This is a genomic window from Caldimonas tepidiphila (assembly GCF_003569765.1).
GTDB lineage: Bacteria > Pseudomonadota > Gammaproteobacteria > Burkholderiales > Burkholderiaceae_C > Caldimonas > Caldimonas tepidiphila.
Map to the genome: position 1 here is coordinate 1 of NZ_QXMG01000116.1, position 7523 is coordinate 7523.

The 7523-nt window shown below is 67.6% G+C and carries 4 protein-coding genes and 1 pseudogene; 1 reads left to right on the forward strand and 4 read right to left on the reverse strand.

Features of this window, described 5'->3' with window-relative positions; genetic code table 11:
* Positions 1 to 263: 263 nt before the first annotated feature.
* Complete coding sequence (locus tag D3A59_RS24280; protein ID WP_119157892.1) at positions 264 to 917, forward strand: hypothetical protein; 654 nt, start codon at positions 264 to 266, stop codon at positions 915 to 917.
* 208 nt (positions 918 to 1125) lie between these two features.
* Here the strand turns inward: D3A59_RS24280 and D3A59_RS24285 are convergent.
* From D3A59_RS24285 to D3A59_RS24300, 4 genes and pseudogenes are all read right to left on the reverse strand, one after another.
* A pseudogene (locus D3A59_RS24285) lies at positions 1126 to 2164 on the reverse strand (integrase core domain-containing protein).
* A gap of 98 nt (positions 2165 to 2262) precedes the next feature.
* The gene (locus tag D3A59_RS24290) at positions 2263 to 3600 is read right to left on the reverse strand and encodes an HlyD family type I secretion periplasmic adaptor subunit (RefSeq protein ID WP_119157893.1); all 1338 of its coding nucleotides are present in this window, start codon (positions 3598 to 3600) and stop codon (positions 2263 to 2265) included.
* The gene (locus tag D3A59_RS24295) at positions 3600 to 5333 is read right to left on the reverse strand and encodes a type I secretion system permease/ATPase (protein ID WP_119157894.1); all 1734 of its coding nucleotides are present in this window, start codon (positions 5331 to 5333) and stop codon (positions 3600 to 3602) included. Before D3A59_RS24295 ends, D3A59_RS24290 begins: the two co-directional genes overlap by 1 nt.
* A gap of 118 nt (positions 5334 to 5451) precedes the next feature.
* Positions 5452 to 6876: a type I secretion C-terminal target domain-containing protein gene (locus D3A59_RS24300; RefSeq protein ID WP_119157895.1), complete on the reverse strand. Its 1425-nt coding sequence runs from the start codon at positions 6874 to 6876 to the stop codon at positions 5452 to 5454.
* Between the last annotated feature and the right edge of the window lie 647 nt (positions 6877 to 7523).

Below are 7523 nucleotides of genomic sequence, written 5' to 3' on the forward strand. Positions count from 1 at the left end.
CATAACTCCGTCCGGGGTCAGGGGAATCTCGCTCTCAATCTATTTGCGCAACAAAGCCCGATCCAGCGCCTGGGACGCAGCATTTGGAAGACCTAGAGCGGCTGCCACCGCCGCAGCCTCTTGGAGACCAAGGTTGCACCTGCCCTCAAGGATGAAGTTTGTAACTACCCCCTTGTCTAGGGGGTCGCGTTTCGTTAGCACAAGTGAATAATTGTTAGTAGTTGTCCCGTAGCGTAACGTCTGAGAAAAGGTACTGCTCGTTTATGAAGCCCTCCATTCACCACACCGCCGTCGCCGCCCTCCTGGTCCTCTCCAGCCTGAGCGCTTCGGCGATCGAGCCCACTGTCTCGATCCTGTCGCCCCAGACTGGCACGGTGATCTATAGCAACGTCTATCCCTTCGTTCAAAGCATCACCTTCTCGGTGTCGCATCCGACGGGTCTGGATAGGCTCAATGCGCTGAACGTGTTCATTGGCGATCAGAACCTGTTGGGCGGCTCCGTTGGAAACCCCTTCAACTCGCAGGACTGCAACCCTCAACTCAAGGCCGTGACGAGCAGCTGCTCGGTCAACATGAGTACCGCCACCATCTCGGTGCCCTGGACCATCTCCAGCATCGGCTCGTACGCCATCACGGTCTCGACCAAGCACACCGGCGACACGGGACAAGATTCCGAGACGGTGAGTGTGCAGCACGCCACCACTGAGTATCCGGCGCCCCCGGCCGTGGCCAACGCCTACATCAACGCCAGCGCTCACCTGAAGTCCATGTCCGGCAAACGCCGCGGCTGCATCATCTCGCGCGTGGCGGATTCGCATGCTCGTGGCACCCCGACTTACTACGGTCCCAAGGGCGGCCCCTACAACAACGGGCTGATCCACTCGGACGTCGAAGCGCTGGCCTCCGCCTGCCAATAACCATCGGATCCGCGCCAGACCAAAGCCGCCCTCGACGCACCCCTGTCCCGGCGGCTTCATGGCGCCACATGCTGAGGGGCGCTTCTGTCGCTCATGCCTCCATACCCCGCTCTGCGGGTTTCTTCTTTGCCTGGCGTGAGAAGCCACTTGGTCACACAACGGGCGTTGTTGCGTAAATGAGTTGAGGACAGTGACCTGCTCGGGAAAATCAGACCATCGGAAGGTTGACTTCGGCTTCCGCTGATTTCCCTTGCGGGACTGATTGTTGCCGGAACTCCAGCGGAGTGCGGTAGCCCAGGCTCGAATGAGGCCGCACCTCGTTGTAGTGGCGCCGCCAGTCCTCGCTCACGACCCGCGCTTCCATCCGGGTACGGAACCACTCCAGCGACAGGCATTCGTCGCGGCATCGACCGTTGAAGCTCGCCGTGGCGCCGTTCTGCCAGGGCTTGCCGGGATCGATCAGCGCCGTCTCGATGCCTGGTTCGATGACCCAGCGCAGCACATCTCGATGACGCGTGCCGAGCGGATCGAGCCCGCCACATCGATCGCCAGTGCTTCCTTCGTGCACTCGTCGATCACGGTCAGGCGCTTGAGCTGCTGGCCGTTTGCGCAGGCATCAAACACGAAGTCGTAGGACCAGACAGGGTTCGCTCGGTCGGGCGCCCATGGACACGGACGACTCGCTGCAACGCGTCGCCGGGGCCGCTTGCGCGGCACCTGCAACCGCTCACTGCTCCATAGCCGCCATGCCCTGGATGCGCTCATGCGGTGACCGTCGCGGGCCGGGAAGATGCGCACGAGCCGGTAGCCGTAGCGTGGGTACTGCGCCGCGAGCTCCTTCATGCGCTCGACCGCGGGCGCATCCTGGGTCGCCCTCTTGTGCTCGTACGACAGCATCGAGCGCGACAGCTGCAGCAGGGCGCACACCCGGCGTTGCGACAGCCCACGCTCCATTGCGTAGACCACCTGCACTCGCCGGACCTGCGCGCTCACCACTTGTTTCAGCCGATCTCCTTCTCGAGTTCGAGGTCCCGGTCAACCAGTGGCTTCCTCAGCCGCACGTTCTCCTGCTCGCGCTCGCGCAGCCGCTTCACGTCGTCGCCGGCCATCTGGCCGAACCGCTTGCGCCACACATAGATGGCCTGCTCGCTCACTGCGTGCCGCTTGGCGACCTCGCTGACCGGATCCCGGTCCGCCTCCCGAAGGATCTTCACGATCTGTTCGTCTCTGAACCTGCTCTTCTTCACTGCTTCCTCGCTCTTGCTTGGAAGCCATCGTCTCACGCTTCAAGTGGTTCGAAATTCCCAGAGCAGGTCACCCGTGCGTTCCCCGCCCCAACGCCCGCTCAGCGCTCGCGCCCGGCACGGCGCAGCACCTGCGTCACCGGCTCGGTGAGGTACTGCAGCGGCGTGCGGTCCTCGCCCTTGATGTAGACCTCGGCCGGCATGCCGGCCTGCAGCACGAGTTGGCCAGCATGCTTCAGCGAGGCGGCGTCGGCCTCGATCAGCACCACGTAGTAGGGCAGGTTGGTCGCGCGGTCGACCAGCCGGTCGGCCGAGACGTAGAACACCTTGCCGTCCACCATCGGCGTGGTGCGGGTGTTGAAGGCGGTGAAGCGGACCTGCGCCGGCAGCCCCTGCTGCACGTGGCTGATGTCCTCGGGGCGAATCTGCGCCTCCACCACCAGGCGCGGATCGGCCGGCACGATGTCGGCGATCGGCTCGCGCGGCGACACCACCGTGCCGGGACTGGCGTAGCGCAGGTTCATCACCTCGCCCGCCACCGGCGCGACGATCACCTGCCGCGCCGACGCGTCGGTGGACTTGCGCAGCTCCTGCTGGAGCTCCGACAGCCGCACCATCGCCACCTTGAGCTGGTCGCTCGCCTGCTGGCGGTAGTCGCTCTCGAGCGCCCTGATGCGCAGCTCGGCGTCGACCATGCGCTGCTCGGCGCGCGCGAGCTCGGAGCGGCGCTCCTCGAGCTTGACGCCGTAGTCCGCCACCGAGGCCTCGAGCTGCGAGATGCGCGTGGCCGAGATGAAGCCGTCCTTCAGCAGCTTGCGGTTCGTGTCGAGTTCGGCCTTCTGGTGGCGCAGCGACTCGACCGCCTGGTCGATCTGCGCGCGCAGCGACGAGCTCTCCTGCGCGATCTTGTCGCGCTGCGTGCGCAGCAGCGTGGTCTGGCCCCGCAGCGTGTCGCGGCGCGCGTCGAACAGTGCCCGCTCCTTGGCGAGCTGCTCGGCGAGGCGCGAGTCGCTCTCGGCCGCGGCGAGCAGCTCGTCGGGGAAGGCGAGCGCGCGGGCGCCGGCCTGCTCGGCCTCGAGCCGCACGATGCCCGCACGCTCGGTCAGCAGCCGGTAGCCCAGCCGGTTCACGTCGGCGTCGACGCCGACGTCGCCGAGCACGAGCAGCGGCTCGCCCTGCGCGACGCGCTGGCCGTCGCGCACCTTCACCTCGCGCACGATGCCGCCCTCGGCGTGCTGCACCGGACGGCGGTCGAGGTCGACCTTGACATGCGCCTGCGCGACCACCGCCGACGCGAGCGGCGCGAAGGAGAGCCAACCGAGCGCGGGCATCAGCCCGAGCCCTAGCACGAGCAGGCCGCGGCGCGCCAGGCGCCGCGCCTCGCCGAGATGCGGCGCGAGCGCCGGGTTGGTGCGGGGATCCATCGCTGCGGCACTCATCACGCCTTCTCCATCGTCGCTGCGCGCGGCATCGCCACCACCTGTGCGCCGCCGGCCCACGGCTGCGGCGGCGTGCCGTTGCCGCCCTGGCCCTGCATCGCCTTCAGCACCTCGGCCACCGGGCCGTAGTGCTTGGCCTTGCCGGCCTCGATCACGAGCATCTTGTCCACGTGCTGCACCAGCGTCGTGCGGTGCGTGACCACCACCACCGTCACCTTGCCGCGCAGCGCCTTCAGCGCCTCGGCGAGCGCGAGTTCGCCGCCGCCGTCGAGGTTGGAGTTGGGCTCGTCGAGGATCAGCAGCCTCGGGTCGCCGTAGAGCGCGCGCGCGAGCGCGATGCGCTGGCGCTGGCCCGGCGACAGCAGCGCGGACGTCGGCTCCACCGGCGTGTCGTAGCCCTGCGGCAGCGACTGGATCATCTCGTGCACGCGCGCGCGCTGCGCCGCCTGCACCACGCGCTGCGGGTCCACCTCGCCCAGCCGCGCGATGTTCTCGGCCACCGTGCCGGGGAACAGCTCGACGTCCTGCGGCACGTAGCCGAGCCAGGGGCCGAGCTGCTCGCGCGGCCACTGCGCGAGGTCCGAGCCGTCGAGCCGCACGGTGCCCGCGGTCGGCGCCCACACGCCAGTGAGCAGGCGCAGCAGCGTGGACTTGCCGGCGCCGCTCGGGCCGACGATGGCGAGCGACTCGCCGGGCTCGAGCTGCAGCGACACGCCGGCGAGCAGCACGCGCTCGCTGTCCGGGGCGCGGTAGACGAGCTGCTGCGCGAGCAGCTGGCCGCGTGGCGGCGGCAGCTCCATGCGCTGGGGCTCGGCGGCCGCGGAGGCGAGCAGCTCGCCCAGGCGGCGGAAGGCGCTGCGCCCCTCGGCCAGCAGCTTCCAGCTGCAGACGATCTGCTCGACCGGTGCGAGCGCGCGGCCGAGCAGGATGGTGCAGGCGATCGTCACGCCGGGCGAGGCGTGGCCGGTGATGACGAGCCAGGCACCGACCGCCAGCATCACGACCTGCACCGCCTGGCGCAGCGTGCGCGTGAGCGCGGCCATGCCGACCGTCCTGCTCGCGGTGGGCTGCTGCAGCGCGACCACCTCGGCGTTCTTCTTCCGCCAGCGCGCGATCAGCGCGTCGCTCATGCCGAGCGTCTGCACCACCTCCGCGTTGGCGAGCGAGGTCTCCAGGTAGCGCGTCGCGCCGGCCGCCGCCTTCTGCAGCTCCTCGATCTCGCGCTTCGTGACGAGGTCGTTGACGACGGCCAGGCCGAGCATCAGCAGCGCCGCGGCGATGGCCGTGACGCCGAGCAACGGGTGCGCGAGCCAGATGATCGCGACGTAGACGAAGAGCCACGGCGCGTCGAACATCGCCAGCAGCCCCTGCGCCGAGAACAGCGAGCGCAGCGTGCCGATGTCGCGCAGCCCCTCGGACATCGGCCGGCCGCTGCGCCGCGCGGCCTGCGCGACGACGAGCTTGGTGACCACCGGCGACAGCGCCTCGGTGATCACGCTGCCCGCCACACCCTGCAGCCGGCTGCGCAGGTGGTCGAGCGCGAACATCATCGCCAGGCCGATGCCCGCGCCGGCCAGCAGCACGAGCAGCGTCTCCTCGCTGCGGCTCACCAGCACCCGGTCGAAGACCTGCAGCATGAAGATCGCCGGGATCAGCAGCAGCAGGTTGACGAAAAAAGAAAAGCCCGCGACGTGGAGCAGCGGGCGGCGGAGGAGTTGGAGCAGTGGTTTCATCGGAATTCCGGCAGCGTGGCCATGCTATCCCTCCGGGGGGCGCCGACCTAGTGCAGATTCGTCACCCGCGCGCCCCCGTTCCAGCACGGTGCCCGGAGCTCGCGCCCCGGGCGTCCCTTCAGCCCAGCGGGTTGGCGTCGACCTGGGCGAGCAGCGCATCCAGGTCCAGGCCCGTCACGCCTTGCAGAACCACCAGGTCCCTGAAGGCGGCCGTGCCCTGAGCGCCGTCGGCGTCGATGCTGACGACAGTGCTGCCCTCCTGCTCGCGCAGGCTGATGAACTGCGACAGGTCGCTGCCCACCGACCAGCCCTGCAACAGCGCGCCGACCGCCAGCACATCGCCGCCGGCACCGACCTGGAAGTCGGTGATGGTGTCGACCGCGTCCCAGTCGCCGAGGCGGTAGAGGAAGGTGTCGCTGCCGGCCCCGCCGGTGAGGAAGTCCGCGCCCTTGCCGCCGACGACGATGTCGTCGCCCGAGGTGCCGACCACCGTGTCGGCGCCGAAGCCGCCTAGCACCGTGCCGTTGTAGCTGGCCGTGCTCACCAGCCGCAAGCTGCCGTCCTCGCCCCGCTCGACGCGGAAGTCGTCCGCCGTGTAGCGGCCGACCAGCGTGAACTGCACCGCCTCGCTGCCCTCGCCGACGCGCAGCGTGCCGCTGCTGCCGGCCGCGCTCGCGGCGTAGCCGAACTGCGGCAACGTGCCCGAGAAGGCCACGTCCGCGATCCGGATCGCGTCGCCGCCCAGCAGGCCGGTGATCGTGCCGCCGAACTCGGCGGCACGGCCGAGCACCAGCGTGCCGGCGCCGCCGCTGGCGAAGTCAACGTTGGCGTCCGACGCGGCCGCGAAGCCGAGCTGCGCGCCGTAGGCGATCAGCGCACTGCCGTGGCCGCTCACCGCGCTGGCTACCACCAGGCCCGCCGTGCCGAGGGCAGCGAACAGGCCGGTGTTGACGATCGCGTTGGCACCGGTGTCGATGACGAGCGCGTGGCTGCTGCCGGTGGCGGCGATGCTGCCGTGGTTCACCAGCGTCATCTGCCCGTCGCCGATGCGGCCGGCGCCCGAGATCGTGTTGTCCACGTTGGTCAGCGTGACGTCCGACACGCTGCCGGCGATGACGTTGCCGTCGCTGTCGGACATGCGGATCTCTCCGCCGCCCTGGAACTTGACGCCGTGCTGGATCATCTGCAGCAACGTGTCGCTGCCGGTGGACTCGAGCGCGATCGTGCCGGTGTTGTTGATCGTGCCGCTGAGCGGCAGCATCGAGCCGTTCGCCAGCGTCATCGTGCCGCCCTGGTTGAGCACCGGTTCGACGTTGTAGACGAAGTTCTCTGCCCGCAGATCTGCGGCGCGCACGCCGTAGACCGTGATGCTCGAGCCGTTGCCGAGCGCGAGCACCGCGTTGCCGGCCTCGTCCTCGCCCAGCGCCGCCCGCACCGCCTCGAAGTTCTCGAAGCCCTCGAAGCCGATCAGGTTGACCTGGTCCTGGGCGGTCTCGAAGTGGTGGATGAAGTGCGAGCCGATCGGGTTGGCGATCACGAACATGTCCGCGCCGCTCGAGCCCGAGAGGTGGTCGTCGCCGGCCCAGCCGAAGATGGGGGAACGGGGTGGGAAAGCTTCGATATTGTTTGAAATGGAAACCGTTTGGCTAGTGCCCTCCGCGTCGACCCAGTTAATTTGGACATTAAGGACAAAGGAACCTGAAAAACTAGCGGGGGTGATGACGCTTAGTGCTCGGATATCGCTTGCCTGAACCAACCATGTCCCATCCTCTGCTCGTGAACCTGCACTAATTTTCCAATCTTCTGGGAGATTGGTAACTAACACAGTAAAGAGGGACGCATCGCCTAAAGGATTCGTGAGGCCAAGATTGATTGGTTCTCCCGCCACTCCTGCAGGAGCCGTAAATTTCGCCGAAGTCCCGACATTTCCTGCCACATCAGTTGCTACCGCTTGGATTTCTTGACCGTTGGAAGGCTTTGTTGTCGAATGGAAAGTGACCCTCCAGACGTTTGGGCTGGGGAAAGTGAGGTTTCCAGCGTAGAGAGTGCCGGTTATTGAATAGATTTTGATATCAACAGGGGAGGTATCATCCCAAGTGCCTTCCACCCAATTCCTCCCAGAACCGACCGTCGTGATCGTCACGCTCGGCGCGACGGTGTCGACGCTGAAGCCGAAGCCCGAGGACGTGC

Bases quoted from the DNA above. Each gene is read 5' to 3' on its own strand.
- D3A59_RS24300 (WP_119157895.1), bottom strand. From the start codon at position 6,876: ATGTTCGTGATCGCCAACCCGATCGGCTCGCACTTCATCCACCACTTC.
- D3A59_RS24280 (WP_119157892.1), top strand. From the start codon at position 264: ATGAAGCCCTCCATTCACCACACCGCCGTCGCCGCCCTCCTGGTCCTC.
- D3A59_RS24290 (WP_119157893.1), bottom strand. From the start codon at position 3,600: ATGAGTGCCGCAGCGATGGATCCCCGCACCAACCCGGCGCTCGCGCCG.
- D3A59_RS24295 (WP_119157894.1), bottom strand. From the start codon at position 5,333: ATGAAACCACTGCTCCAACTCCTCCGCCGCCCGCTGCTCCACGTCGCG.